The sequence below is a fragment of the Azospirillum brasilense genome, from assembly GCF_008365405.1.
Classification (GTDB): domain Bacteria; phylum Pseudomonadota; class Alphaproteobacteria; order Azospirillales; family Azospirillaceae; genus Azospirillum; species Azospirillum brasilense_D.
Map to the genome: position 1 here is coordinate 209639 of NZ_QOKV01000002.1, position 25833 is coordinate 235471.

The window sequence follows — 25833 nt, forward strand, 5'->3', positions numbered from 1 at the left end:
ACCCTTGTCGGACCTGATGTTCAGCGGGCTCATCCCGGCTTTCCCGACGCCCTTGCGCGCCGACGGCACGCTCGACGAGGCGGGGCTCGAGCGGGTCGTCACCTATCAGATCGACCGCGGCGCCTCGGGTCTCGTTCCGCTCGGCGGCACCGGCGAGGCGACCTCGTTCGACCTCGCGACGAGCCGGCGAATCATGGAGATCACCGTCGCCGCCGCCGCCCGGCGCGTGCCGGTGATCGGCGGTGTCCTCGCTTCCGGCTTCGGGGGCGCGGTCGAGATCGGGCGGATGTGCCGACAGGCCGGCGCCGACGGGCTGATGGTCATTCCGCCCTATTACGCGCGCACCGACCAGGAGGGCGTGCTGCGTTACTTCCGGGCGCTTGCCCCGGAACTCGGTTTGCCGATCCTCTTCTACGACAACCCATTCCGCAGCCACATCGTCACCGCGCCGGAGACGATCGCGCGCTTGGCGGACGAGCGCCTGATCGTCGGCATGAAGGCCTCGAACACCGATCTGTACCACTTCGACCGTCTGTCGAAGCTGGTGGATGACGCGTTCTGCCTGCTCAGCGGACAGGACACCCTGTTCGTCCAGCAGGTCATCCTCGGGGCCAAGGGGGGAGTGCTGACCTCGGCCGCGCTGCTGCCCGACCATTGGGCGAAGGTCCAGGCGCTTGCCGAGGGCGGCCATGTGGCCGAAGCGCTGGCGGCCCAGGCCCGGCTCAATCCCCTGATGGACGCATTGTTCGCCGAACAGTTTCCGGAGGGGGTCCGGCGGGCCTTTGCCTTGATCGGCTTGCCGATCGGGCGGTCGCTTCCGCCGGTTGGCGGGCTCTCCGAGGGTGCCGAAGCGAGGCTCGCTGTGGCGGTCGAAGCGCTGGTCGCCGCGGGCACGCTGGCGCGCGTCGGCCCCTGAGCCGGGGACCCGTTCCATGTGTCATCGCGTTGCTACCGGGAAAGGAACGTTCGATCTCATCGTGGGCGGCGCTTTCCGTGACAGCGCCGCTCAAATGCCTCGTTGATCCGGCCGACGCTTTTCGCTGCATTTAGGAATCGAGGCCGTCAAGGAGGGCAGCGGCGGGGGAGCGAAGGAGAGGGAGCATGAGAGCGACACGACGCGCCGTTCTGCAGGGTGTTCTGGCCGGAACCGCCCTGATGACGCCGCTGCGCGTCCGGGCGCAGACCGCGGAGGCGCCGGTTAAGCGCATTCCATCGTCCGGAGAGGTCATTCCTCCCGTGGGCCTGGGCACCTGGATCACGTTCAACGTCGGCGACGATGCCGAACTGCGCGCGGAGTGCGCGGCGGTCATGCGGGCCTTCTTCGAGATGGGGGGCCGGATGATCGACTCCTCACCGATGTACGGCTCTTCCCAGGCGGTGATCGGGGATGGGCTCAGAACGTTGGGACACGCCGCTCCCCTGTTCGCGGCGGACAAGGTCTGGGTATCCTCGGGCGCGCGCGGACCGTCGCAAATCGAGGAGTCGCGCCGCTTGTGGGACGTGCCGCGCTTCGATCTGCTCCAAGTGCACAACCTGCTGTCCTGGGAGGAGCATCTCAAGACGCTGTTCGGCATGAAGGCGGCGGGTCAGCTCCGCTACGTCGGCATCACGACGTCCGAAGGGCGGCGCCACGACCTGTTCGAAGAGATCATGCGGCGACAGCCTCTCGATTTCGTGCAGCTCACCTACAACATCGTCGATCGCGAGGCGGAGGACCGCATCCTGCCTCTGGCGGCGGATCGCGGCCTGGGTGTCATCGTCAACCGCCCGTTTCAGCAGGGCGTGCTGCTGCGCCGGCTGGCGGGCCATCCCCTGCCTCCCTGGGCCGCCGACACCGGCGCTTCCAACTGGGCGCAGTTCGTCCTGAAATTCATCATTTCCCACCCCGCGGTGACCGTGGCCATCCCGGCGACCAGCCAGGTCGCGCATGTGCGCGAGAACATGGCTGCGATGGCGGGGCCGATGCCGGACACCGCAATGCGGCGGCGCATGGCGGATTATGTAAGGGGCCTCTGATGCCCGAATGGTGGAGCTATTCGACCGAAGATTTTTTGCTCTTCAGCCCCCGCACCTATTGGCGGCTGATCGAACGGCACAACGAGGCGCTCTGGCCGGCGCATGTCCTGCTGCTGCTGCTCGGCGCGGCCATTCTCCTATGGGTCATCCGGCCTCACCCCTGGTCGCATCGGGTGATCGCAGGGACCCTGTCCGTCCTGTGGGCGTGGCTGGCCTGGAGCTTCCTGTGGGAACGCTACGCTGCGATCAACTGGGTGGCACCCTATGTGGCGTCGCTCTTCGCGCTTCAGGCCATCCTGCTGGCCCTGCTTGGAAGCCGGCTTCGCTGGTCGCTTTCACGGGCCGGGCGGGCACGGGCCGGGCGGGCGCACTTGGGGCTTGCGCTGTTCCTTTATGCGCTTGCCGTTCACCCGCTCGCGGCACTCCTCGCCGGACGAACCCTGCGCGGAGCCGAGGTCTTCGGCATCACACCGGATCCGACCGCGATCGCCACCATCGGCCTGGTCATGATGGCGGACGGGCGATGGTCGTGGTTGCTGCTCGCCGTACCGATGGCTTGGTGCCTCGCCGGTTGGGCGACCTTGCACAGCATGGGCGCAGCGGAGCAGTGGGCGCTTCTCGGTGCGGCCCTGGTCGCTCTTATTCCGGTCGCACAACGGCGCATGGCCCGACCGGCGTCGAAGGATCATCCGTGACGGTGAGGGCCGGCATCCGGGTGAGCCGACGATGCCGTACAGGTCTCCGCCGAGACGTTCCGACCATCGTTCTCCGTCGAACCGGCTCGTCAAAACTGCCAGTTCGCGGGGACCCAGGCGTAGCCGCCGTCGGTCTTGAGCATCCGGCCGAGGCCCGGAAACGGGAAATGGAAACCCAGCACGGGGATGCGGTCGGCCGCCGCCCGGTCGAAGATGCGCCGGCGCGAGGCGAGCGCCGTGTCCTTGTCGCGATCGGGGCCGGGGCGCCAGGGATTGTCGACGTTGACGACCGGGTGGTAAGCGAGGTCGGCGGTCAGCAGCAGCTGGTCGTTTCCGGAATGAACGAGCAAAGTCGCCATGCCCGGCGTGTGGCCGGCGGCGACGATCGTCGTGAGACCCGGCACGATCTCGGCCCCAGCGTCATAGAGTTCGACGTCGTTCGTGACCGGTTCGAGGCTGCTCTTGATCGCGGCGGCGAAGCGCCGGCGGAAATCCTCCGGAACCGGCATGTAGGACAGATCGGGATCGTTGCGGACAAAGAAGTCCCAATCCGCCCGCGGCACGAAGACGGTAGCCCGGGGGAACGCCTTGCCGCCGCTTGCGGTCCTGAGATTGCCGATGTGATCGGGATGGGTGTGCGAGATTACGATGGCATCGATGTCCGCGGGACCGAGCCCGATCGCCGCGAGGTTCCGGAAAATCCGTCCGCCGTTCGGCCCCATCGTCGCGCCCGCGCCGGCCTCGACGAGGATGCGCCGTCCCCCGGTTTCGATCAGAAGGGTGTTCAGGTTCAGAGTCATGTGGTCGGTCGGCAGGAATGCGCGCCGCAGCACCTCCTGAAGCTCCGCTTCGGGGGCATCGCTGGCATAGACGCGGGGCGGACCGCCGATCACGCCGTCGCTCAACACCGTCGCGCCGATGTCCCCGACGCGGAACCGGTAATGGCCGGCGTTGCCGCTTGCGGGGGGGTGCGGCGCCTGCGCCGATGCGCCTCCTCGGCCGGCGACGAACAGGGTGGGGGCGCCGACGACCGCGGAAAGCATGATCGTGCGTCGGTTCAGGGTGAACGCGTTCATCGGTTTTCCTTCTGAGTTGGGCTCCCGTCTGCCGACTCGGCCGCAGCGGTCGGAGTGCGACAATCAACCGCAGATCAACCATGACACGGCGTGATTGCGCCGATAAGATCGCTAAATTTGAGCGGCTTGATTAGGTGAGCTTCGCAATGCGCCCGATCCGCCTGGACAGTTTCGACGTATTCGTGGCGATCGTGCGCTGTGGCGGCTTTCGCGCGGCGGCGCTTGAGCGGGGTGTCTCGTCATCGGCCTTGAGCCAGACGATGAACGCCCTGGAGGAGGCGCTTGGCATCCGGCTCCTCAACCGGACGACGCGGAGCGTGTCACCGACGGAAGCCGGGCAGCGTCTGCTCGATCGGCTGGCCCCGGCCTTGAGCGACATCCAGCGCGCAATAGCCGAGGTCGACGAGCTGAGGGACAGCCCATCGGGAACCCTGCGGATCAACGCGCCGGCCCCCGCCGTCGACCATCTCCTGTGTCCACTGGTCTTCGACTTCATGGACACCTATCCCGAGGTGAAGATCGAGATCATCAGCGACGCGGCGGTGATCGACATCGTGGAGCAGGGGTTCGACGCCGGCGTCCGGTTCGGCAAGCAGTTGGCGCAGGACATGATCGCGGTCCCGTTCGGGCCGTTGCTCCGATACGCGATCATCGCTTCACCGGATTACATCGACCGGTATGGGCGGCCGGAGACGCCGCATGATCTCGTCGGCCATGACTGCGTCCGGCGGCGGTTCCCCGGCGGCACCCTCGTCACCTGGCGATTCGCCTATGGAAACGAGGAGCTGGAGGTTACGCCGGCCGGACGCCTGACGGTCAGCACGGTGCACAACGAGCTTCAGGCCGCCCTGGCCGGCCGGGGCATCGCCCATGTCCTGGACGATTATGCGAAACCCCATGTTCGTGACGGGGAGTTGGTGGAGCTGTTCCCGGACTGGAGCCCCACCTTGCCGCACTGGTTTCTTTACTACCCCAACCGCCGCCTTCCCAGCGCGGCGATGCGGGCGTTTCTCGATCACATGAGAGGCTACGACTGGCAGGCCGGCGGCTGATCGGCAGGCCCGCGCCCGCCGGCCTGCACGGTTGGATGAGGGGTGGGTCTCGATGCCGCAACGGGCTTTGCACCAAGCCCTGTCTTGGGCGGAGGGCTGTCCCCACAGTTATGGTGTGGGAAACGGGGGCCGAGCGGATCGGCCCCAAGCATCATGGAGGGCAGCCTACGCCACCGGGCCGGAGAAAAGCTGCGCGCCGAAGGGCTGGCCGCTGAAGCACTCCAGGTTTCATGCACACATCGCCCTCCAGGCCGGTACCGGCGGTCTCAATGGGCCGCGCGTGGCGGATGAAGCAGGACAGCCGGTCGCCCAACTACACGACCGAACTGGCCGACGTGCCGGCGGTCCGGGCTTGATCCTCGAACAACACCCGGAATGGCTTGCCCCGTGACCCAGGCACTTCGGTGAGGACCAGCGCGAAATCCACGCCGTCCAAAGATAGCGTGTGTAGGATCTCGGTAACGCGAAACGTGAATGGCGTTCCATTTTCTTCGAACTGCACGCCGTCGCCCCTGCTCGGTGGCAAGCGGAACACCTTCTCGCTCCAGATGGGCGCCTCTCCTTCACGGATGAGGAGGCAACGGCATTGAATGCTCACAGATTTTTCTCCAACTTCGTTAGATTAAGGAAGTGGATATCCGTTAATCTCAGAACACAAGCATGTAGACAGCGATCATTGCGATAATGGCAAGCGGTAGGCTTATCCCAAGCACATACCGACCGACGTGTTTGATACTGCCTTGACGGGCTTGCGTGGCGGTCCGAGTAGGGGATGTCTTATGGTCGACCATTGCGTTTCGCCTCTTTCACATGAAGCTGTAACGGTTGAAAGCCATGCATGCCCTCTGCCGTTCTGGTGAACCGACAGGACCTGAGACAGCCTCCTCTTCGCCAACATTCACAGCCGGCAGTGGTTTCACGCTTCTCTGGATTAATGTGTGACCGAGACAAGCCTTTCTCCATGACCCGGTTTCCACTAGGGCGCTGTTAGCGCTTGATCCAATCGAGGGCGGCGGCGAGGCAAAGGACGCCCGTGAAGGAGTTGGCAGTTTTCTCGTAGCGGGTGGCAATTGCCCGCCACCCCTTGATCCTGGCCCAAGATAGCCTGCCGCACTGCCGCCAGCTTGTGGGCGGGCAGGTTGTCCATCACCACGACATCGCCCGACCTCAACGTCGGCGTCAGCACCTGCTCGACGTAAGCCACGAAGGCCGGGCCGTTCATCGCCCCGTCCAGCACCATGGGCGCGGTCATTCCGCCGAGCCGGAGGCCGCCGACGAAGGTGGTGGTCTTCCAATGCCCCTGCGGCACCGGGGCCCGGCAGCGCTCACCGCGCCGGGCGCGGCCCCACAGCCGCGCCATCTTGGTGGAAGCGCCGGTTTCGTCGATGAACACCACGCGCTCAGGATCATCGGCAGCGCCCATGCGAAATGCGCAACACACCGCCTGAAGGAGGGTGGCCTTCGGGACGCAAGCTGTCGCGTTTCGGCACCCTCAGAAAAGCAACAGCTCCGTCGAATTGGTTCTCGCAACTCGGGAGGGCGTTATGGTTGCGCTCGATCCGGCGCGAAGTGAACCTGCGGCTTGCACTTCGCGCCGAACCAAGCGCCCAAATTTGGGTGCAACGCCCCCCGACACGGCCTGAACTGGAAAATGAACCGGAGAAATCCGTGACAACTCTCCTTCGGCAACGATCCTTATGGAGACGTGACAAATTTTGCTCTATCTCATAAGAGGTATCGCCCACACCTGATCTCACCGCGGCGATGTTGATGGTCGATCGCACATGATTTCAGGCTCGGGTCTCTCCAACTCGCACATGTTCGGCCCCGCCACGGCGCGGAGGCGGTCCCGTTTCCGGTTCCTGGTCGCGGGCCTGACGGCGTCCATGGTCACCGGCGCGGTCGCTTCTCCAGTCCGGGCGGCGGACCCGGCGCATCTGGCAACCGTGACAACGGTGCGGAAGGACGCGGACGGACATCCGGCCAAGATGCTGCAATTCGGCGTCTACCGGACAGAAGCTGACGCCTGGGTTGCCTGGAAGGCGGTCGTCCGGCGCCAGCCCGATATGGTTGCCGATCTCGTTCCCCGGGTTTTCCTGCAAAGGCCCGAGATTCCCGATTCCGGTTTCGTCCTGCGGGCCGCGCCCCTGCCGGACCTCGATCCCAACTTCGTCTGCCGCCGAATCGTCGGCGGAGGCGGCAGTTGCCTCGTGGTCAAGGCCACCGCCGAACAGCCGGCGGCTGCGACGCCCGCCGCCACGTCGGAGGACAACGACCACAACGGCGTCGTCACCTACAGCCCGGACCAGAGCCGGGAGATGCAGGAGATCGAGCGGCAAGCCGCCCGCCTGTCGCGGATCGCCGCCATTGTGCCCGGCAACGAAGCGCGGGTGGACATCGGGGCGCTGAAGGCCAGCCGATGGAATCTCTGCTCCCTGACCTTCGACGACGGACCGCACCCGGCAGTGACCCCGCGCATTCTCGACATCCTGCGCAGCGAAGGGGTGCGGGCAACCTTCTTCCCCATCGGCAACGTCGCGGTCCGCCACCCGCGAATCATCAAGCGAATCGTCCAGGAAGGCCACGAGGTCGGCAACCACAGCCTGACCCACCCGAACATGCGCACTCTGACCACCGAGGCCCAACGCGCGCAGATTGCGGAAACCAACCGCATCCTGACCGAAGCGGGCGCCGACCCGGTGTTGTTCCGCCCACCCGCCGGCCGCTGGAACAGCGACACGCTGAGTGCCGTCGAGCAGGAGAAGATGAGCCCGGCGCTGTGGAACGTCGACACGCGCGACTGGTTCACCCGCGACGCTGGCAAGATCATGGCGCAGCTCGACGCCACCGGCACCATCGGCAGCGTGGTCCTGATGCACACCACCTACAACGCGACCGCGGAAGCCCTTCCCCGGGCCATCGGCCTGCTGCGCACACGCGGCTGCCGGTTCGTCACCCTGTCGGAATGGATCACCAGCCTGAACAGCCTCGCCACGCCGCGCATCGCGCAACGCTGAGGCCGGCGGACGAGGCGCGCAATCTCAGCCGCCGCCCCTTTCCCAACGCGCGGGAAAGGGGCGGTTCGGGGCGGATGCCAGATCAGGCGACGTTCTTGGCGCGACCACGGCGGGCCGGCTTGACCGGTGCGGCCGCCTTCTTGCCGAGACCGATCGACTTGGCGAAGGCTGAGCGCTGCTCCGCATAGTTCGGGGCGGTCATCGGATAATCCGCGGGCAAACCCCACTTCCGGCGGTATTCGTCCGGCGTCATTCCATAAGCCGTGCGCAGATAGCGCTTCAGCATCTTCAGCTTCTTGCCGTCCTCAAGGCAAACGATGTAGTCCGGCATCACCGACTTCTTCACCGGCACGGCAGGGCGCAGTTCAACCGCTTCCGGTTCCACAGGGCGGCTCGTGCCCGACAGACTTTGGTGGACGATCCGGATAAGGTTCGGAAGATCATTCACCGCGATCTGGTTCGAGCGGACATAAGACGCAACGATCTTACCCGTCATGGCAACCAGATCGGTGGCCGAATTCTCAGAACCGTCGGTGTCGCTGCTTTGCATGTCAGTTTCCTTCGAGAACGAATGATCCAGGACGGAGGATGGGCAAAGTGATGCGCAAAGCGCAAGCCTGTGCATCAGGCTTAACATGCAAATGTGTAATGTGTTTCATGCAGGACACGCGGACGGGCAGGCCAGTCGAGTGAAAATAGTAGACTTTGGTGATGAAATCGCCGCCCGTTCAGGCGGCTGAACGCGCGCGCTTTATCAGATCCGTGTACCAGCGGGCAGAGGCTTTCGGCGTGCGTTTCTGCGATTCGAAGTCGACGTGGACGATGCCGAAACGGTTGCCGTAACCGCTTCCCCACTCGAAATTATCCAGAAGCGACCAGACGAAGTAACCGCGCACGTCCGCTCCGCCGCGAATCGCCTCTTGCATTGAGGCGTTATAGAGCCGGAGATAGTTGATTCGGTGCTGATCGTCGATGCCGCCCGATTCGTCCGGCGAATCGCTGCCGCCGCAGCCGTTTTCCGTAATGACGATCGGCATGCGGTAACGGCGGGTGATTTCCAGCAGCTCGTCGCGAAAGGCGTCGGGGAAAACCGCCCATCCGACACCGTATGTCGGCGAATCGGGCGGCGCGTCGCCCCAGCCATAGCCCCAGGTCATGTCCGGGTTCGCGCGGGCGAAGATCGGGCCATAATGATTCAGCCCGAACCAGTCCATGGGACGGCAGATCCGCGCCATGTCGCCGGCCTTCACGTAAGGCTCGATGGCGCGGGCGACGCGCGGCGGGTAATGGCCGAGAAGCTGCGGGTCGCAGAAGGTCAGGTTCCAGTGCTCGTCCAGGAGGGCGGCGGCCTCCGCGTTCTCCGGCCGGCCGCCTTCCGGCAGCACCCTCTGCCGGTTGTGCACCGCTCCGATCGAGGCCCCTGGAACGAGGGCGCGGATCGCGTCCACCCCGGCCCCATGGGCAAGATTGACGTGATGGATGGCGCGGAGATGCTGCTCTCGGTCGGTGATGCCAGGAGCCGCCCAGGGAATGGCGTAGCCGAACAGGGTGAAGACGGAGAACTCGTTGAAGGTGATCCAGCGCTTCACCCGGTCGCCGTAGCGCCGCGCCAGCAGCGTCGTGTAGTCGGCGTACCAGCCGGCGCTGTCCCGGTTCGCCCAGCCGCCGAGATCCTGCAAGGCCTGCGGCAAATCCCAGTGATAGACGCACAGCCAGGGCTCGATTCCGGCCTTCAGCACCGTGTCGATCAGGCGGTCGTAGAAGTCCAGCCCGGCCTCGTTGACCACCCCGCGCCCCCGCGGCAACACCCTCGGCCACGCCACGGAGAAGCGATAGGCATCCACCCCCAGTCCGCGCATCAGGGCCACATCCTCGGCGTAGCGGTGGTAATGGTCACAGGCGACGTCGCCGGTGTCACCGTTGACCACCCCGCCCGCCGTGCGGCAGCGTGTGTCCCAGATGCTGGGGCCACGCCCGTCCGCCGCCGCGGCCCCCTCGATCTGATAGGCGGAGGTGGAGACGCCCCAAACAAAATCCCTCGGCAGGTCCGCCATCACCGTCTCCATTCCGCGCCGATCGTCCATACCCATACTACCTTTGGCGGAATGATCGAGAAACAGGCATAATAACGAGCGAACGGTTCGACGGAGCGGTTTCCCTTGGAACATAAGGCTGTGCGGCGAGCGAAGCCCCTTCTCACCCCCGATTTCCCCACCGGATTTCTGTGGGGAACCTCGACGTCGGCCTTTCAAGTCGAAGGGGCCGCGGCCGAGGATGGGCGGGCGCCCAGCATCTGGGACAGCTTCTGCCGCCTGAAGGGCCGGGTGGACAACGGCGACACCGGCGACGTCGCCTGTGACCATTACCACCGCTACGCCGAGGACGTGGCGCTGATGCGGGACATCGGGGTCGGCGCCTACCGTTTCTCCATCTCCTGGCCGCGGGTGCTGCCGCGGGGGCGCGGGGTGGTCAACGAGGCTGGGCTGGACTTCTACGACCGCCTGATCGACCGCCTTCTGGAGGCGGGGATCGAGCCCTGGGTCTGCCTCTACCACTGGGACCTGCCGCAGGCCTTGCAGGACCTCGGCGGCTGGGCGAACCGGGACAGCGCCGGCTGGTACGCCGACTACGCCGTCCTCTGCGCCCGCCGATACGGCGACCGGGTGAGGCGCTGGGCGACCTTCAACGAGTTCTCCGTCTTCACCCTGTTCGGCCACGCGCTCGGCTGGGGCGCCCCCAGCGTGTCCGACCGCGGGGAGCATCTGAAGGTCATCCACCACACCAACCTTGCCCATGGGGCCGGGGTGGACGTGCTGCGCGATCTGGTGCCGGGCGCCTCCATCGGGGCGGTGCACAGCTTTCAGCCCTGCCGCCCCGCCGACCCGTCGCCGGAAACCGTCGAGGCGGCGGCCCTGTTCGACGAGTTGTGGAACCTGTGCTTCCCCGACGCGCAGATTCTGGGACGCTACCCGCCGCGCATCGCCCGCGCCGTCGAACCCTACGTCCAGGCCGGCGATATGGCGCGGATCTGCCGGCCCTTGGACTGGTTCGGCATGAACCACTACGCGCCCCTCTTCGCCCAGGCCGAGCCGGATGCCGTCTGGGGTTGCGGCTTCGGCGCGCCGCCGGCGGGCATGCCGCGCACCGACATCGGCTGGCCGCTTCAGCCCAGCGCCTTCCACGAGGCGTTGATGCACGCCACTGCGCGCTACCGTCTGCCGATCTACGTGACGGAAAACGGTTACGGCACCAAGGCGCCGGAGTCCCCGGACGCGCAGGGGATCGTTATGGACCGGGAGCGGCTGGACTATCTGCAAGCCTGCATCGGTGAAATGGCAAGGGCGGTGAAAGACGGGGCCGACGTGCGCGGCTACTTCGTGTGGTCGCTGCTCGACAACTTCGAATGGGGCGGCGGCTACGGCACGCGGTTCGGCATCGTCCATGTGGACTTCGAGACCCAGAAGCGCACACCCAAGGAGTCTGCCAAATGGTACTCGGCGCTGGTCGGCGGCGCCCTGGGACGGGACTCCTGACCCGGCCATGACGGATCCGATCGCCCAGCTTCGGCAGGCCGTGGCGCTCCATCAGGCCGGACGGCTGGCAGAGGCCGAGCCGCTCTACGCCGCGGCCTTGGCCGCCCTGCCCGGCCACCCCGACGCCCTGCACCTCTATGGAGTCCTCTGCGCGCAGACGGGACGCAACGCCCGTGCGGTGGAATTGATCGGCGCAGCCATCGCGCGGAAGGCCGACTCCGGCGCCTACCACGCCAACCTCGCCCGCGCCTTGCGCGCCGAGGGGCGGTTGGCGGAAGCCGTCGGCAGCCTGCGCCGCGCCATCGCACTCCAGCCCGGCGCCGACGCCTTCTTCAGCCTCGGCAACATCCTCAAGCAAATGGGCCACACGCGGGAGGCGCTGGCATGCTTCCGCTGCGCCCTGATCCTCCGCCCCGAGACGGTGGAAACCCGGATGAACGCTGCGGCGGCCCTGGAGGCGCTTGGCCGGCGCGACGAAGCCTTGCGCCAGCTCCGCGCCGCGCTGGCCTGCGCGCCCGCCGACCCCGCCCTCCTCTTCAACCTCGCACGCACGGAGCAGGCGGCGGGACACGCCGACAATGCCGCCTGCGGCTATCGCCGCGCCCTGCGCACCACGGCCGAAGGAGAGGACTCCGCCGTCAATCTGGGCACCGCGCTGCTGGAAACCGGACGCCCCGCGGAGGCGGTGGACGCGCTGCGCCGCTGCGCCGCGCTGGCGCCCGATCGGCCCGAACGGTTGCTGGCCCTGGCGACCGCGCTGCGGCGGGCCGGCTTGGTGGACGAGTGTCTGGCGGTCTTCCAGCGCTTGAAGGCGCTGACCCCGACCGACCCCACCCCCTGGCAGCGGAGCGCGGAAGTGCAGGAAGCGGCCGGACGGCGGGACGCCTGCGTCGCCACGCTGTTGGAGGTGGCGCGCCTCAGCCGGGAGGGGCGGTTTCATTGGAAGACCGCCTATTATCATCTGGTCCGCATCGGCAACCTCCTGGTCGGCGAGGGCCGGCTGGACCGGGTGGCCGCCCTGCTCCCACCCGCGGTCGCCGCCTTCCGCGGTGTTGACGCCGAACTTCACGCCTGGGCGCTGTTCCTTCAAGGGTCCCTGGCCACCCGGCTGGGCAAGGAGGAGGAGGCGCAGGACGCGTTCCGGCGCGCGGAGCCCCACCTGCCCTTTCTCGCCCACATCCCGACCGGTGACGGCTTCGCCCGCCGGATCGAAGCGCTGCCCACCGCCGCGGAAACGGAATCGGAAGCCGCCTTCGTGCTGGAGAAACTGGCGCCACCGGGAAACGGACCGGTTGTCGTCGCCTCCTGCGACAGCGGCTATCTGGAGCGGTTCGGCCCGCTGTTCCTCGTCAGCCTGGATCGCTTTTCCCTCCCCGGTCAGGCCGCGCACCTCCACATCCTCGACCCCCGGCCGGACACAGCGGCGCGCGTCGCGGCGCTGCAGGAACGGCTGCGCCATGTCCGGCTCGGCTGGAGCCGCGAGACCTCCCCCGCCGGGCTGACGGGGCAGGAACGGACCACCTTCTACACCTTTGCCCGTTTTCTGCGCGTGCCGCGTCTGGCGCGGCTGTACCAGGCGCCGCTGCTGGTGACCGACATCGACGCCTGCCTGCTGTCCGAGCCGGCGGGCTTCCTGGCCCCGCTGTCACCGGCAAGCCCTCTGGCGCTCCAGTATTTCCCGAACAATCTGGCCCGGCTGTATGACGGCGTGGGCGGCGGGCTGGTGGTGCTTCGGCCGGATCCCGCCGTCATCGCCCTGTTCGACCGGATCCGCCGGTTCCTCGTCTCCTGGATCGCGGAGCGGCGGCTGCACTATTTCCTGGACCAGATCGCCCTGACGGCGGGAACCGACGACGCGGTCCGACGCGGCGACGGACCGTCCATCCTGTCCATCCCTGCGGAAGGCCGCCTGTTCCGCTGCGGTGACGGCCTGTTCGTGCAAATCCTGACGGAGAAGGACCGGCCCGGCTTTGCCGCGTCCGTCGCCGCTCTGCTCGACCGGCTGGAACGCACTCCGCCGACCGCCGACCCGCAATTGGACCGGAGCCTGATCCTGGAGGCCATCGGAGTCACGGGCTGACGCCCCTACTCCGCGACCGCCGCGACTCTCCGGTCCCCGCATGGCTCCTCGCGCATGCGGACGGTGTCGCCCATCCGTTCGAGCACCAGCTTACGGAGGTGGTGCGCTTCGAGGCCGGGGTGGCTGCCGATGGTGATCAGGGTGGCGTCGGGGAACTCGCTGTCGATCAGGCGGAGCATCGCCTCCTCGGTCCGCGGGTCCAGGCTGTCGGTGGCGTCTTCCAGAAAGATCCAATCCGGACGGCGGATCAGGAGGCGGGCAAAGCCCAACAATTGCTGCTCCGACACCGCCAGAACCTCGTCCCAGCTGTCGGACTCGTCCAGCCGCGGCCGCAGATGGCCGAGGCCGACCCGCTCCAACGCCTCCATCGCCGCGACGTCGCCCACCGTCTCCGCCCCCAGGGGGTAGCTGAGAGCGGCGCGCAACGTGTCGTGCGGCAGATAGGGGCGTTCGGCCATGAAGAAAACACGGGTGAGCGAAGGCAGGACGATGCTCCCACCTCCCCAAGGCCAGACCCGCGCCACCGCCCGGAACAGCCGCACCGCCGCCGCCGGGTCGCCGACGATCAGCAGGCGCTCGCCGGGGCGGATCTCCAGGTCGAAGGGCTCCACCACGCGGCGCCCGTCCGGCTCGGCGATGGACAGCCCACGGAAGCTCAGGCAGTGTTCGCCGTCGCTGCGCTCCACGGTGATGCGCTCCGTCCCCTCCCCGCCGATCTCACGGTCCAGGCGCTGCAGCGCCTCGTGCAGGCCCAGCACGCGCTCCACCGACGCCTTCCACTCCGCCGCGCGGGCGAGGTTGTCGATCGGCCAGGACAGGGCGCCCACCGTCTGCTGGAAGGCCTGCGCCGTCTGCATCAGCACGCCGAGCGAGATGGCCCCGGCGATGTAGCTGGGCGAAGCGACCAAAATCGGAAACACGGCGGACAGCACCGAATAGGCGGCGCTGAAGATCATCATGTTGGACAGCGCGTGCGTCTGGCCGTTCCAGCCCCGCTGCACCCCGCCGAACAGCACACCCAGCCGGTCGCGCTCCCCCGACTCGCCGTGCAGGAGAGCGACGTCCTGGGCGTTTTCCCGCACGCGGGCGAGACCGAAGCGGAAGGACGCCTCGTGCCCCTGCCGGCGGTTCACCGCCCTCACCAGCGGCTTTCCCATCAGCAGGGCGATGCTCGTCCCGACGGCCGCATAGACCAGCGCGATGTAGAGCAGATAACCCGGCACGTGGAAGGTGCTTCCGGCCAGCGTCACCTCCGGTGAGCCCGACAGCCGCCACAGGATGTTGGTGAAGCTGATCAGCAGAAGCGCGCAGTAGGACAGCGACAAAGCGAGATCGATCGCCGCCTCGGTCGCGATGCGGATGTCCTCGGCGATGCGCCCGTCCGGGTTGTCGTGGTCGCCGGGCAGGTAGGTTACCTGATGCTGCCGGCCGCGCGTCAGCCAGTCGCCCAGCAGTTTTTGGGTCAGCCATGTGCGCCAGCCCAGTTGCAGACGGCGCTTCACCCGCAGATGCAGGATGGTGTTGGCGATGTTGAACAGGATGATTCCGCCCGCCGCCGCGATCATCAGCATGAAGCGGTCCATGGAGCGCTGCTCCAGCGCGTCGAACAGATGCTGGCTCCACAGGTTCAGCAGGATGGGAACCACCACCTGCCCGACCGTCAGAAGCCCCAGCGCCCCGGCGAGAAGCCACACCGTCCAGTTCCGCCCGCCCGAGCGGGAGCCACCCGACCAGAAGCCACCCGACCAGAATCCACCGGCAAGATGAAGGAAACGGCGGGTGAAGCCGGACCGGTCCGGCGTCCTGGACGCGATCGACATGGCCCTTCCACCCCCTGGGCTTGAAGCAAGACCTCCTTTACCCTAACGAACAGTTTATTACCAACAGCTTGCCCCGCAGTGCACCAAAGGATTGGTGCGCCGCCACAAGGTCATAGCGTGTCACGGCGTTGCCGCGATTCCTTCCGACACCGGCAGAGCGGGCGGGTAAGCCCAGGCCGTTCGGGCGTCGATCTCCAGCTCGAAATCGGAAAAGATGGTGCGTCCGTACAACCCGTGTCCACGGTCCGGGATGTCGGTGAAGAGATGAAGCGCCATCGGCCCCGACCAGGGCGTCGCCAGCACCGCCGACAGGTCGAGCGGGCGGCGCGGCTCCTCCAGCACCATCCAGCCGCTGGAGGCAAGGACTCCCTCCTCCCGCTCCGCTTCGTCCACCGTCAGCGACGATGGGGCGGCGACCAGCTTGCAGGCGACGGGGGTGCGGCAGCGCGGATCGTCAATCACCGCCCGCACTCGCACCGCCACGACGCCCGGCACCTCGTCCAGCGGGATGTGAGCCGCCGTGACGACGCCATGCAGCGGGTGGAGCAGAACGCGCCCGCCGCGCAGCAGGCCGAACCAGGGGAAGGTCGCCTCGAACTCCCGCCCTTTGCGCATTTGCGCCAGCACCGGCTCGGTCAGCGGCCAGACCATGTGCGCTGGCGCCGGCCGCGGCGCCAGATGGGCCGCCGGGCCGTACTCCAGCCCCGGCAGCCCGCCCCACAGCCGCAGCGCCAGCATGGCCGGCTGTCCTATGGCGCGGGCCGGTGGTGCGACGGCGTATTCGTCGAGCAGACCGGCCTGAGCCAGCGACAGGCACGGCGCCTCCGTCACCACCCCGGTGGCGCCGATCCGCAGGTCCAGAAGACGATCCATCCGGGTGGAGGCGGCCGGCAGGCGCAGCGGCAGCCAGCCCGATCGCAACTCGCCGAAGGACAGCGTCCATTCCGCGATGGTTTCGCCGGTCTCCACTCCGGTCAGGGCCACGGCGAGGACCCCACTTCCCTTCGGCGCCCGGTCCAGATGCAGGTCGATTCCCGCCAGCCCACGCGCGCCCGACGGCAGGCGCTGCACGATCTCAGCCGCCCCCGCGGGGTTCCGGCCATGGCGCAGCGGCACCGGCAGCGCTCCCACCGGGCGCGGCGTGGCGAAGACCAAGCGCGGCGGGCTGAGGCGCAGGGCGTCCAGAAGCTCCACCGCCTCAGGCGGCAAACGGGCGGAGCGTCCCCACTCCTCCCGCAGGGTCGACAGGGTCTGCTGAAGCCCGGCGTTGCGGCGGTGCAACCCGTCGATCTCCCCCAAAGCCTGTGCCAACAAGCCGTGGAGCAGCGTGGACGCGTCGCCCGTCACCTGCGGTGGCGCTTCGTCCGACCCGCCGGCCTCCTCCCACCAGCCGAGCAGCCGCTCGGCGTCCTGCCGCGCCGCCTCGTCGCAGGACCACAGCGCCCGGACGGCGGCGGGTGGGATCGCCAGCGCGCGCAAGGCATCGCCCCCCTCCGGCCCGCTGTCTCCGGACAACAGCAGATAGCCGCCGTCGTGCCGGACCAGCCGCAGCAGGCGAAGGGGCACGGCGCCCGCCTCCAGCCCGGCGCAGGCGCCGACGGCGATGATCTTCGGCGCTCCGTCGTAGAGGGAAGCGAACTGGGCCGCGGGGGTGGAGAGCTTCATGATGATGACACCCTTCTCAGGCGGCCGCGGATGGCTCGGGAAGACACGAGGACAGAGGGGCGCAAGCAGCCCAATCGGGGTCGGTGTCCGGCTCCGTCGCACCCTCCCAGCGCCGCAGCTTGTCCGGCGGAACCCCCAGCCCTTGGCACAGGCGAAAAGTCCGGACGTCGAGGGGCACGACGGTCTGGTAGGCATGCTCGAAAGCGGCGCAGCCGTTGACCGCATCGGCCTGGGACGGCGCGTCCGGGGCGGCGGACGGCCCCAGAATCGCCCAGCCTGTCACGCCGAGCGCGCGCAGCCGGCCCATCAGCGGATGCACGGCACCGTGCCGCACCGTCACCACCAGATCGAAGACGGCCAGCGTGCCGACCGCCCTATCCTCCTCGACCGCGCCCAGCGGACGCAGCGGCGTTCCCAGGTAGGCGTCGCGGCGGGTCAGCGGGCGTTCGGGCAGCACCAGCGGCAGCGGATGTGGAATGACCGAGGCGAACGCCTCCGCCGTCTCCGTTGTCAGCGACAGGCCTCCGCCCAACGCCACCAGATGCGCGTCATAGCCCTTCCCGGCCAGCCAGCGGGCCATGCGGGCGGCGGTGTCCAGCCCCTCCGGGTCGGCGGGATCGGCCACCAGCGCCGCCAGTCGCCGTTTCCCCGCGGGAGGAAGCAGCGGCAGCACCGAGGGCAGCCGATGCACCGTCTGGTAGACATCCTCCGGCGTGGCGACCCCGGCGCGGTAACGGTCGATGGGTGCCGCCGCCCAGCCGCTGTTGGACGGCCGCGACCACGCCGCGGCCATCGCCTCGCGCAGCGTGGACAGGGCGGCATCGGCGCCGGCCGGCGGTTGCACTGCGCCGGGCAGCGCCAGGGTGAGGTTCAGCCGGGCTTCGGCGCAGGGCTTCCACGGCTCCCGCTCCAGCAAGGGGGTGCCGGCCGGCTGGCGCCGCACGAGGTCGAGCAGAACCGCGGTGGGCAGCATCGCCATGGCCGCATCGCCGTCCGGCAGAGGGAACGGCGCATCCGCCTGCAGCCCAACCGGTGCGCCGGACCAGGACAGCGCGCAGCCGCTTTCCGCTGCCCGCGCCGTCACCACGGCGCGCACCAGGGTCGCCTGCTCCGCCGCGCCTTCCAGGACCCACAGGGCGCCGCGCAGCAGGCCATGGCGCGTCAGCAACTCGTAAAGGCCGGAGTCCATGACCGCCAGCAGGCCGGGGCACTCCCCGTAGCCGGGCCGCTCCGGCGCGCGCAGGACGCGGCGTACGAAGTCGGTGAGCGGCACGTCCTCCTCGCCCGCCGCGGGGTCGGTGACGCAGCGGACGACGGCGCGGTCCGGCAGATGCACGGCGTAGCGTCGCCCGACCGCCGCCTCCGCCCGCAGCACGGCCTGGACCGCGAACAGCGCGGGGTGACGCTTCTGGATGTGGGTCAGGATGGGGCGGTAATCGCGCTCCGATTCGGTCAGCATGCTCTCGCCGCGGCGGCGGTAGCCGAAGCCGGTGCCCGGCACATGGACGCCGTGGAAGCCGCATTCCAGCCCTTGCAGCCAGAACTCCCAATCCTCGCTGCCCTGGCGCATCGCCTCGTCGAAGCGGGCGCCGCTGTCCAGCAGGCGGCGCGACGCCATGCTGCCCGCCTCGCTGACGTTGCGGAACAGATGCTCCAGCGGCGAATAGGCGCCGGACATGTCGCAGAATTCGAAGAAGCCGAACTTGTCGACGTCCGGATAGGCCCAACCGACCTCCGGCCCCGCCGCCCGCAGAGCGTCCAGCATGCGTTGCAGCAGATGGGGCCGGATGCGGTTGTCGGAATCGAGGAAATAGACCGCCTCCAGCGCCGGAAAGGCGTCCAGCGCGAAGGCGATCCCGCTGTTGCGCGCCGCGCTCAGCCCGGCGTTGCGCTTGCGCAGATGATAGAGCCGTCCCGGATGGGCCGCCGCGAACTCCCGGCACACCCGTTCCGTCTCCGGGAAGGGGCAGCCGTCGTTGACCACGACCACGGCATAGGCGAAGTCCGTGTCCTGGGCGAGCGCGGTGGAAAGCGCTTCGACGAGCAGGCCCGAATGCTTGTAGGTCGGCACGACGATGGCCGCGCGGACGTTCTCGGCGTCACCGGACCTTGAAGCGATGTGAGTTCCAACGGAATGCATGGGCGAACGCAGTGGTGACACGACACCGTCGATAGCACCGCTTCCGCTTGACTCCGATGTGACAATTCGGGGACGGGAGTGATCGCCCCTGCCCACCTTATGCTTAAACTTTCACAATATGGAAAAACCCAACACTGAAGGCGTCGCAGAGCTACTTGTTCGCATTCCCTAAAGACATCTGAGACGTCCTTTCCTCAGACAGATACTTCTGCGCAAAATCCTTGGATTGGCTCGCAAGCACCTTGTCAAAGGTCCCGGAGTGGAATCCCAGATCCTTTAATTTCTGCCCGGCCGCCTGCTCTTTCGACGTTGCGAAGAAACGGTCATCGCCCCCCTTGAGCGTGTAGGCTTTCATGGGCATGCCGGTACCAGCCACTTGGTCCCGGGAATCCTGCATATCCTTCAGGTCCGCGCTCAGCTTACTCAGCGCGGCCAAGCGGTCTTGGGGGCTCATTCCAGGCCGATCCATGGCTGCATACCGGCTCTCCAAAGTTGATTCCATGCGATCCGAGATGGCTTTCATGTTCTGCTGGCGCGCCGCTCCTTCGGCGGTGCCTCCTGCATCCGCGTCCTCCTTCGTGGACTGCCAGAATGCCTTCTTGCGCTCCGATTTCAGTGCGGACGACAGCGCGTCGTTGAGTTCATCCGCCGACAGCGCCCCGCTGGAAACGAGCTTGCCCAGGGAGGTCCGATCCTCCGCCGAGAGATTTGTGAACAGGTCGAGCGCATCGCCCTTGAGCGCCGACGCCAGATCGCTGATCGACCTTGTCATTCGTGGAGGCGACCGGTCCCGTCCCGTCCTTGGCGCCCGCCTTCGCAGTGGTGGGTTTCGCCTGCACGGAGGCCGCGGCGGTGGCCTGGAACAAGGATGCCGAGACGTCGGACATTCCCATGGTTTCCTCCGGTGACCCTGAACGCATGGTGTGTGATGCCGGACCATCTGAACCAATATTATAAAGAATAAATTAACAGGAAATTCTTACATTTCTAATGATTAGATTACAAACCATCAATGCTCTCAAATCTTCGCTTTCGGCGAGAAGAGCAGGCTGACGAAGTATCGCTCCATACAGCCTGCCCTCCTGTTCTTCACGCGAGATCAAGCCGCCCACTCTTCGCCACGTCGCTCAGGAAACGGTAGCTGTCCTTGGGTGTGCGAACCAACGTGTCGTAATCGACGCGGACAATGCCGAACCGCTTCGACAGGCCGAAGGCCCATTCAAAATTGTCCAGCAGGCTCCAGCACAGATAGCCCGTCACGTTGCAGCCATCGGCCAGGGCGCGGCCGACCGACGCCACATGGTCGCGCAGGAAGGCCACGCGTTCCGCATCGTGCACCCGCCCGTCCGGCGTCACCACGTCGTCATAGGCCGCACCGTTCTCCGCGACGAAGACGGCGGGGTTGCCGTAGTCGCGCTTGAACTCCATCAGCAGGTCGTAGAGCCCGTCGGGCTGGACCGGCCAGGCCATGGCGGTCCAGCGGTCGCACTGGGCGTCGCCCCACCACACGTCGAACGGATGCCCCGTCTCGTGCTTCATGGTCATGCGCGAGTAGTAGTTGATGCCCAGCAGGTCAATGGGGAAGCGGATCGCCTCCTCGTCGCCGGGCAGCACGAAATCCCTCATCCGCTCCGCCATCAAATCCGGGATTCTGCCGCGCATCAGGCCGTCCAGAGCCACCCGGTTCCACACCGCATCCCAGCGGGCCGCCGCCGCAACGTCCTCCGGCCGGTCGCTCTCGGCCCGGCAGGGCTGGAGGTTGATGACGGTGCCAAGCGTCAGGCCGGAATGCTCCACCGATATGGCGCGGAGCGCCGCCCCTTGCGCCAGATTTTGATGGTGCAGCGCGCGCAGGATACCGGTCTCGCCCAGCCTGTGGCCGGGCGCGTGCTCCCCGGTGCCGTAGCCGTGGGTGGCGACCACGTTCGGCTCGTTCAGCATCATCCAGTCCTTCACCCGGTCGGCCAGCCGGGCGGCGACAATGCGCGCGTAATCGGCGAAGGGGCCGACGATCTCCCTGCCCTGCCAGCCTCCCCCTTGAGGACCAAGTTTGTCCTCCAAGGGTTGCGGCAGGTCCCAGTGGTAGAGGCAGGCCATGGGGCGGATGCCCGCGGCCAGCAGACCGTCCACCAGCCGGTCATAAAAGTCGAGGCCCGCCGCGTTCACCGCTCCCGTCCCGCCGGGAAGAATGCGGGGCCAGGCGATGGAGAAGCGGTAGGCGTTGAAGCCCGCGTCTTTCAGCAGGGCGATGTCCTCCGCCCAGCGGTGGTAATGGTCGCAGGCGACGGCGGCGCTGCTGCCGTCCTGGATGCGCCCGGCGTCGGTGAAGGTGTCCCACACGCAGGGGCCCCGCCCGTCCTCGTGGATCGCCCCCTCGATCTGATAGGCCGCGGTGGACGCTCCCCACAGGAAGTCCTTGGGAAAAGTGAAGAGGGCCATGATGGGGACTCCCTTAAGTGATTATGCTGCAGGCGCACTGTTGCGAGCGCGAAGGCCATGTTGCGCAAGCGAAGAGAAGGCCACACTTATTCTGACCATCGGGTATAGTCTCTTCGTCTTAACAAGTGTATGCTTCACCCAAGGCGGCTGCCCTGACAAATCAGCACAGCAGCATTCCCGCCGGCGGGAGGCATCCCATGGCCGTTACCACTGCCAAAACCACCAAGATCGTCTTTTTGGGCGCCGGCAGCGCGGCCTTCGGGCTGAGCATGTACCGCGACCTCTTCACCACAAGGGAGCTGGCGGGCAGCACCCTGACGCTGGTGGACACGAATCCGGAGGCGCTCGACCGCATGACCGCGCTCGCCCGCCTTCTGAACGCCAAGGGCGATGCCGGTCTGATCATCGAACAGACCACCGACCGCCGCGCCGCCCTGCGGGGTGCCGAATTCGTCGTCAATTCCGTCGCCATCGACCGCAACCGCTTGTGGAAGCTCGATTTCGAGGTGCCGAAGAAGCACGGCATCCGCCACACGCTGGGTGAAAACGGCGGACCCGGCGGCCTGTTCTTCACGCTGCGCACCCTGCCCCTGATCTTCGACTTCGCCCGCGACATCGAGGAGCTGTGCCCGGACGCCCAATTCATCAACCTGTCCAATCCGGAAAGCCGGGTTGTCCTGGGACTCGGCAAATACAGCAAGGTCAAGACGCTCGGCCTGTGCCACGGCATCTTCCTGGCGCGGTGGTTCATCTGCCAGATCCTCGGCATGGCCGAAAAGGACGTGGAGGTCTGGGGCGCCGGGTTGAACCACTTCCAGTGGCTGATGCACATCCGCGACAAGGCGACCGGACGCGACCTCTACCCGCTGCTGCGCGAGCGGGAGAAGTCCCACGATCCGACCTTCACGCCATTGACCCGTCGCCTGTTCAACAGCTTCGGCCTGTGGCCGACCTGCAGCGACGACCATATGGGCGAGTACCTTCCCTACGGCTGGGAAGGCGGGGAGCATGGATTCGACTTCACGGAGGACGAGCGCGGGCGCGGGATCCTCAACGCGCTGATGGACGGGGTGACCACCGGGACGACCCCGGTGCCGGACGACTGGACTCAACCGTCCTGGGGCGAGCGGGCCGTCCAGGTCATCGCCGGGGTGCTGCACAACCAGAAGCGTTTCATCGAATCGGGGATCGTCTACAATCAGGGCGCCATTCCCAACCTGCCGCCCGATCTGGCGGTGGAGGTGCCGCTCCTGGCCGATGCGGCGGGCGTCCACCCGGTCTCGCTCGGCCCCCTGCCCGACCCGATCGCCAAACTGCTGCACGTCCAGGCAAGCGTGCAGCAACTCTCCGTCGAAGCCGCGGTCCACGCCTCGAAGGAGTTGGCGCTCCAGGCCCTGCTGATCGACCCGGTGGTGAACTCCACCGACGCCGCCGTAAAGATCCTGGACGAGCTGTGGGAAGCGAACCGGCCCTACATCCGCCCCTGTGTTTAGGAGCGCGCAGGGCCGGTGCGGGTCAATGGGCCGGTTCGGTATCCGACGCGGCCGGCTTGCGGCGGCCGCGCGGAGCCACCGGCTTCGCCGTTTCCGCCTTCACAGCCTTGGTGCGGGAGGGCTTCACCACCTTCGGGGTTGCCGGATCCGGCGCCGCGGCCGGAGTTTCGGCTGAGGTTTCGGCCGGGGTTTCGTTTGCAGCCGCGGGTTCGTCCTTGGCCTTGCGGACGCGGGGCTTCTTGGGCGCGACCGCCTCCTCGACGACATCGACCACAGCGTTCAGGCCGACGCCCAGCAGTTCGGTCGCCGCCGTCTTCGTCCGGCGGACCGCCTTCTTCACAGCGCCCGCGGCGGCGTCCTTGACGGCCGCGACCAAGGCGACCGGCTCCGCCGTCACGGCCGCGCGGTCCTCGGCTTCGATCTCGGCGCAGGCCTGCGCCCAATGGTCCTCTCCCCGTCCCTCCGGTCGCCCGTCGCGCTCCCAGATCTCATAGGCGCGGTGGCGGATGCGGTCCTCACGATCGCCTTGCATTCTTCCGTCTCCAAGTGGGCTTTGGTCCAAGTGGGCATTGGCCGCAGAAACATCGACGCTTGAGGAAAACGGCGTCCTGCGCCCGTGGGTTCCCGTTTTAGTGTCCGGTTTATGTGACGATAAACGCACACAAAGAAAGCGTGCCTTAGTTCATAGGAAATTCATAGGCCCATTGCTTGTCCGGCCTCGACAGACAGCGGACGGTGATAGACCATGCGTCGGCTGCGCCCAACCGGCGCCGGTGTTGTCCGGCTTGCGGTCCGCATAGAACCCTTCGCCGGGTTGAAGCGAGCCGGCCGGCCCAATTAACTTCGGGTGAAACGTCTTGGCAGGGGGCCATTTGCGGCCCAGAGCCGTCACGGAAGGCAAAGAGTTCAGCGCATGTCCCTTGATCCCTTGCTTCAAGCCAACCGTATCCTGACCGAAGCCATCAGCACCTATCTCCGATCCTCCAACGAGCTTGCGGCGGCGGCGGAGCGGGCGACGGCGGCCAGCGCCGGGCGCGACGCGACCAGCCGGCGGCTGGCGTTCCAGGAGTTGTCGGAGCGCGGGAACCAAGCGCGCTTCGCCAAGAAGCACCTGACCGACACGGTGCGCCGCCTGCGCTCCACCATCCCGCCGGCCCAGATCGAAGCCGTGGCGGCGAAGCTCGACGGACGCGAGAGCGCCGAGAGCGCGCTGACCCTGGTGCGCACGATCCTGACTGAAAAGGTCTGGTCGGCGGCCTGACCGCTCCCCCGCTTTTCGCCCGGCGGCGTTCCGGTCCGGGTGCTTCCGCTTTACGACCGGTTGGACGGCACCCCGAATGCGGGACGTCGGTTCAACCGGTGTTTGCCCTGGGCCGCCATGCCCACGTAATCCGGACGACTCGTTTGACATCGTAGGATGCAAGGGCCAGTGTCTAGCTGCTAAAGGTTATCACAAGCGCGGAGTCAGCGGCGTCGTCCCGCAGAATGGCCCGCAGAATGGATCGTAAGGGTGCAAGACGTCTCCAAGGCGATGATCGCCCGCTTGGTCGGCTTCGACACGGTTTCCCGCCGTTCCAATATGGCGTTGATCGACTGGGTTCGGGACCATCTCGCCGGGTACGGCGTGGAAAGCCGGCTTGTCCCCAGCCCGGATGGTGCCAAAGCGAACCTGTTCGCGACCATCGGCCCGATGACCGAAGGCGGCGTGGTGCTGTCCGCCCACACCGACGTGGTGCCGGTGGATGGGCAGCCCTGGGACACCGATCCCTTCACCCTGGTGGAGCGCGACGGGCGCCTCTTCGGGCGCGGCACCGCCGACATGAAGAGCTTTCCCGCTGTGGCGCTGGCCCTTCTGCCGGAGTTTCTGGAGGCCGGGCTGAAGCGGCCGCTGCATTTGGCGCTGTCCTACGACGAGGAGGTCGGCTGCATCGGCGCCCCGGCCATGATCGCCCGCATCGCCGGTGAACTGCCGCGCCCCAGCGCCGTCATCGTCGGCGAGCCGACCTCGATGGGGATCGTGCTGGCCCACAAGGGCTGCTACGTGCTGCGCACCACGGTCACCGGGCACGAGGTCCATTCGTCCCAGATCGACCGCGGGGTGAGCGCCGTGATGACCGCGGCGCGGCTCGTCACCCTCGTTGGCGACATGGCGGCGGAGAACGCCGCCGCCGCGGACCCCGCCTGCGGCTTCGACCCGCCCTTCACCACGCTGCAGGTCGGAACCATCGAAGGCGGCACGGCGGCCAACATCACCGCCCGTCACTGTTCCTTCGTCTGGGACATCCGTCCGGTGCCCGGCGACGACTGGACGCGCTACCGCGACCGGTTCGAGGCGGAATGCGAGCGGTTGCGCGCCGTCATGCGGCGGATCAGCCCGGATTGCGACATCCGCACCGAGCAGCTCGCCGGTGTGCCCGGGCTGGCGCCCGAACCGGACGGGCCGGCCGCCCAGCTCTGCCGCTCGCTGACCGGGCGCAACGACACCGGCATGGTCTCCTTCGCGGCGGAGGCCGGGCAGTTCCAGGAGGCCGGCCTGTCCACCGTGCTCTGCGGACCCGGCTCCATCGATCAGGCGCATCAGCCCAACGAATACATCGACGTCGCCCAGGTCACGGCCTGTGAGGGATTCCTCCGGGATCTCGTTTGCCGACTGGCGGCCTGAACCGCAACAGGGGTGCGGCGGAGCGTCACGCCGGACACAATACAGGCCGCACAATTCTTCGAAGCGCGATCAATGGAAGAGACCAATTGTTTGATCGACGGCACCTTGTTGCTGAATTGCCTCGGGCACTCCCAATTTCGGCCTA

At 67.2% G+C, this 25833-nt stretch carries 20 protein-coding genes and 2 pseudogenes; 11 read left to right on the forward strand and 11 right to left on the reverse strand.

Annotation, left to right across the window (positions count from 1 at the left end):
* Positions 1 to 4: 4 nt before the first annotated feature.
* The 3 genes from DS837_RS05245 to DS837_RS05255 all read left to right on the forward strand — a co-directional run bounded on the left by DS837_RS05245 (position 5) and on the right by DS837_RS05255 (position 2711).
* The gene (locus DS837_RS05245) at positions 5 to 916 is read left to right on the forward strand and encodes a dihydrodipicolinate synthase family protein (RefSeq protein WP_170295748.1); all 912 of its coding nucleotides are present in this window, start codon (positions 5 to 7) and stop codon (positions 914 to 916) included.
* Positions 917 to 1101: 185 nt separating this feature from the next.
* A complete protein-coding gene (locus DS837_RS05250; RefSeq protein ID WP_170295749.1) occupies positions 1102 to 2016 on the forward strand; it encodes an aldo/keto reductase in 915 nt (304 codons plus the stop codon).
* A complete protein-coding gene (locus DS837_RS05255; protein ID WP_149163761.1) occupies positions 2016 to 2711 on the forward strand; it encodes a DUF6064 family protein in 696 nt (231 codons plus the stop codon). The genes DS837_RS05250 and DS837_RS05255 overlap by 1 nt, the downstream gene beginning before the upstream one ends.
* An 89-nt stretch (positions 2712 to 2800) precedes the next feature.
* Here the strand turns inward: DS837_RS05255 and DS837_RS05260 are convergent, their stop codons facing one another.
* Positions 2801 to 3787, reverse strand: a complete 987-nt coding sequence (locus DS837_RS05260) for an MBL fold metallo-hydrolase (RefSeq protein WP_149163762.1) — start codon at positions 3785 to 3787, stop codon at positions 2801 to 2803.
* Positions 3788 to 3933: 146 nt separating this feature from the next.
* On the opposite strand from DS837_RS05260, the gene DS837_RS05265 reads away from it, so the two are divergent.
* A complete protein-coding gene (locus tag DS837_RS05265; protein ID WP_149163763.1) occupies positions 3934 to 4839 on the forward strand; it encodes a LysR family transcriptional regulator in 906 nt (301 codons plus the stop codon).
* Positions 4840 to 5126: 287 nt separating this feature from the next.
* Positions 5127 to 5195: a DUF4113 domain-containing protein gene (locus DS837_RS33275; RefSeq protein ID WP_425599235.1), complete on the forward strand. Its 69-nt coding sequence runs from the start codon at positions 5127 to 5129 to the stop codon at positions 5193 to 5195.
* Between the two features lie 631 nt (positions 5196 to 5826).
* Here DS837_RS33275 and DS837_RS05280 read toward each other — a convergent pair.
* Positions 5827 to 5937 (reverse strand): annotated as a pseudogene (locus DS837_RS05280) (IS5-like element ISMex42 family transposase); the annotation flags it as partial.
* A gap of 1 nt (position 5938) precedes the next feature.
* Positions 5939 to 6247 (reverse strand): annotated as a pseudogene (locus DS837_RS05285) (transposase); the annotation flags it as partial.
* Positions 6248 to 6623: 376 nt separating this feature from the next.
* Here DS837_RS05285 and DS837_RS05290 point away from each other — a divergent pair.
* Entirely contained in the window at positions 6624 to 7856 is a 1233-nt protein-coding gene (locus DS837_RS05290; RefSeq protein ID WP_247889780.1) for a polysaccharide deacetylase family protein, read from the forward strand.
* Between the two features lie 82 nt (positions 7857 to 7938).
* Here the strand turns inward: DS837_RS05290 and DS837_RS05295 are convergent, their stop codons facing one another.
* Complete coding sequence (locus DS837_RS05295; RefSeq protein WP_149163765.1) at positions 7939 to 8406, reverse strand: Ros/MucR family transcriptional regulator; 468 nt, start codon at positions 8404 to 8406, stop codon at positions 7939 to 7941.
* A gap of 178 nt (positions 8407 to 8584) precedes the next feature.
* Complete coding sequence (locus tag DS837_RS05300; protein WP_247889781.1) at positions 8585 to 9940, reverse strand: GH1 family beta-glucosidase; 1356 nt, start codon at positions 9938 to 9940, stop codon at positions 8585 to 8587.
* 75 nt (positions 9941 to 10015) lie between these two features.
* Here DS837_RS05300 and DS837_RS05305 point away from each other — a divergent pair, with 75 nt between their 5' ends.
* A complete protein-coding gene (locus tag DS837_RS05305; RefSeq protein WP_247889782.1) occupies positions 10016 to 11389 on the forward strand; it encodes a GH1 family beta-glucosidase in 1374 nt (457 codons plus the stop codon).
* 7 nt (positions 11390 to 11396) lie between these two features.
* Positions 11397 to 13469 (forward strand): tetratricopeptide repeat protein, encoded by a 2073-nt coding sequence (locus tag DS837_RS05310; protein WP_170295750.1) that lies wholly within the window; start codon positions 11397 to 11399, stop codon positions 13467 to 13469.
* A 5-nt stretch (positions 13470 to 13474) separates the two neighbouring features.
* On the opposite strand, the gene DS837_RS05315 is transcribed toward DS837_RS05310, so the two are convergent.
* The 5 genes from DS837_RS05315 to DS837_RS05335 form a co-directional block, all read right to left on the reverse strand.
* On the reverse strand, positions 13475 to 15289 hold the full coding sequence (locus DS837_RS05315; protein ID WP_149163767.1) for an ABC transporter ATP-binding protein/permease: 1815 nt from the start codon (positions 15287 to 15289) through the stop codon (positions 13475 to 13477).
* Between the two features lie 120 nt (positions 15290 to 15409).
* Entirely contained in the window at positions 15410 to 16954 is a 1545-nt protein-coding gene (locus DS837_RS05320; RefSeq protein ID WP_149163768.1) for a DUF6212 domain-containing protein, read from the reverse strand.
* Positions 16955 to 16970: 16 nt separating this feature from the next.
* Positions 16971 to 19025, reverse strand: a complete 2055-nt coding sequence (locus DS837_RS05325; RefSeq protein ID WP_170295751.1) for a glycosyltransferase family A protein — start codon at positions 19023 to 19025, stop codon at positions 16971 to 16973.
* A 220-nt stretch (positions 19026 to 19245) separates the two neighbouring features.
* Entirely contained in the window at positions 19246 to 19866 is a 621-nt protein-coding gene (locus DS837_RS05330; RefSeq protein ID WP_149163770.1) for a hypothetical protein, read from the reverse strand.
* Positions 19867 to 20183: 317 nt separating this feature from the next.
* Positions 20184 to 21533, reverse strand: a complete 1350-nt coding sequence (locus DS837_RS05335) for a GH1 family beta-glucosidase (RefSeq protein WP_149163771.1) — start codon at positions 21531 to 21533, stop codon at positions 20184 to 20186.
* A gap of 197 nt (positions 21534 to 21730) precedes the next feature.
* On the opposite strand from DS837_RS05335, the gene DS837_RS05340 reads away from it, so the two are divergent.
* Positions 21731 to 23026 (forward strand): family 4 glycosyl hydrolase, encoded by a 1296-nt coding sequence (locus DS837_RS05340; protein ID WP_149163772.1) that lies wholly within the window; start codon positions 21731 to 21733, stop codon positions 23024 to 23026.
* A 22-nt stretch (positions 23027 to 23048) separates the two neighbouring features.
* Here DS837_RS05340 and DS837_RS05345 read toward each other — a convergent pair whose 3' ends face one another.
* The gene (locus DS837_RS05345) at positions 23049 to 23558 is read right to left on the reverse strand and encodes a DUF2934 domain-containing protein (RefSeq protein WP_149163773.1); all 510 of its coding nucleotides are present in this window, start codon (positions 23556 to 23558) and stop codon (positions 23049 to 23051) included.
* Between the two features lie 381 nt (positions 23559 to 23939).
* Between DS837_RS05345 and DS837_RS05350 the strand changes: the two genes are divergently transcribed.
* Together DS837_RS05350 and argE are read left to right on the forward strand one after the other, a co-directional pair.
* Positions 23940 to 24287: a hypothetical protein gene (locus DS837_RS05350; protein WP_149163774.1), complete on the forward strand. Its 348-nt coding sequence runs from the start codon at positions 23940 to 23942 to the stop codon at positions 24285 to 24287.
* 249 nt (positions 24288 to 24536) lie between these two features.
* On the forward strand, positions 24537 to 25688 hold the full coding sequence (argE, locus tag DS837_RS05355) for an acetylornithine deacetylase (RefSeq protein ID WP_211102096.1): 1152 nt from the start codon (positions 24537 to 24539) through the stop codon (positions 25686 to 25688).
* Positions 25689 to 25833 lie beyond the last annotated feature (145 nt).

Excerpts from the sequence above, each read along its gene's own strand:
- DS837_RS05345 (WP_149163773.1), bottom strand. The coding sequence starts at position 23,558 with ATGCAAGGCGATCGTGAGGACCGCATCCGCCACCGCGCCTATGAGATC.
- DS837_RS05330 (WP_149163770.1), bottom strand. The coding sequence starts at position 19,866 with ATGACAAGGTCGATCAGCGATCTGGCGTCGGCGCTCAAGGGCGATGCG.
- DS837_RS05265 (WP_149163763.1), top strand. The coding sequence starts at position 3,934 with ATGCGCCCGATCCGCCTGGACAGTTTCGACGTATTCGTGGCGATCGTG.
- DS837_RS05290 (WP_247889780.1), top strand. The coding sequence starts at position 6,624 with ATGATTTCAGGCTCGGGTCTCTCCAACTCGCACATGTTCGGCCCCGCC.
- DS837_RS05310 (WP_170295750.1), top strand. The coding sequence starts at position 11,397 with ATGACGGATCCGATCGCCCAGCTTCGGCAGGCCGTGGCGCTCCATCAG.
- DS837_RS05250 (WP_170295749.1), top strand. The coding sequence starts at position 1,102 with ATGAGAGCGACACGACGCGCCGTTCTGCAGGGTGTTCTGGCCGGAACC.
- DS837_RS05255 (WP_149163761.1), top strand. The coding sequence starts at position 2,016 with ATGCCCGAATGGTGGAGCTATTCGACCGAAGATTTTTTGCTCTTCAGC.
- DS837_RS05260 (WP_149163762.1), bottom strand. The coding sequence starts at position 3,787 with ATGAACGCGTTCACCCTGAACCGACGCACGATCATGCTTTCCGCGGTC.
- DS837_RS05315 (WP_149163767.1), bottom strand. The coding sequence starts at position 15,289 with ATGTCGATCGCGTCCAGGACGCCGGACCGGTCCGGCTTCACCCGCCGT.
- DS837_RS05350 (WP_149163774.1), top strand. The coding sequence starts at position 23,940 with ATGTCCCTTGATCCCTTGCTTCAAGCCAACCGTATCCTGACCGAAGCC.
- DS837_RS05335 (WP_149163771.1), bottom strand. The coding sequence starts at position 21,533 with ATGGCCCTCTTCACTTTTCCCAAGGACTTCCTGTGGGGAGCGTCCACC.
- DS837_RS05320 (WP_149163768.1), bottom strand. The coding sequence starts at position 16,954 with ATGAAGCTCTCCACCCCCGCGGCCCAGTTCGCTTCCCTCTACGACGGA.
- DS837_RS05300 (WP_247889781.1), bottom strand. The coding sequence starts at position 9,940 with ATGGACGATCGGCGCGGAATGGAGACGGTGATGGCGGACCTGCCGAGG.
- DS837_RS05295 (WP_149163765.1), bottom strand. The coding sequence starts at position 8,406 with ATGCAAAGCAGCGACACCGACGGTTCTGAGAATTCGGCCACCGATCTG.
- DS837_RS05340 (WP_149163772.1), top strand. The coding sequence starts at position 21,731 with ATGGCCGTTACCACTGCCAAAACCACCAAGATCGTCTTTTTGGGCGCC.